The organism is Vibrio sp. 1069, assembly GCF_033340555.1.
Genome location: NZ_JAWOWP010000356.1, coordinates 1 through 713 on the forward strand (window position 1 = coordinate 1; position 713 = coordinate 713).

The 713-nt window shown below is 47.7% G+C and carries 1 protein-coding gene; it reads left to right on the forward strand.

The window, feature by feature from the left end; genetic code table 11:
* On the forward strand, positions 1-438 hold a 438-nt coding region (locus tag R7040_RS26485; protein ID WP_318097582.1), incomplete at its 5' end, for a methylated-DNA--[protein]-cysteine S-methyltransferase.
* Positions 439-713: the final 275 nt, after the last annotated feature.

The following is a 713-nucleotide window of genomic DNA, read 5'->3' on the forward strand; positions in this document are numbered from 1 at the left end:
ACTATCCAATCTAACGCTGAGGGCTTACTTGGCATTTGGTTTGAGACTTGTACAACCAAGCCAAGTGAATTGGGGCGAAGAGATGATCAGCATCCGATTTTGCGCCAAGCCGTCACCCAGTTGGACGAATACTTTTCGGGTCTGCGCAACGAATTTGATTTGCCTTTGGCAGCGACAGGTACCGATTTTCAAAATCAAGTGTGGCATGCGTTAACGACCATTCCATACGGCGAGACGTGGAGCTATCAAGATCTCGCCAACGCGATTGGCAACCCGAAAGCCGTACGTGCGGTTGGGTTAGCAAATGGCAAGAACCCTATTTCCATTGTGGTGCCTTGTCATCGCGTTATTGGTAAAAGTGGCAAACTGACTGGGTATGCTGGTGGGGTAGAACGCAAACAACGTTTGCTCGCATTAGAGCAAGGTACACCACTTTAAGTGAGGCGATTCTCATATTGTTGTTTGGCGTGCAACGCACGGTTGAGAATTGTGTAGAGTGGTTTGTTTACGAACAAGATAACAAAGGATAACAAGGGCATGTTTTTCAAAATGGATTTTGATGCATTCATGAGTGAGTGTTGGCAGCTGCACGAGGAAAAGCCAGAACAGGTCTATGCTCAGCTAGAAACGGCGCTGAATGAGGTGGAAGCGCTCAGCCAAGTTGAGCGAATATTTGCACTAATGCTGCACACCGCAATTGGTCACCTTGAGCA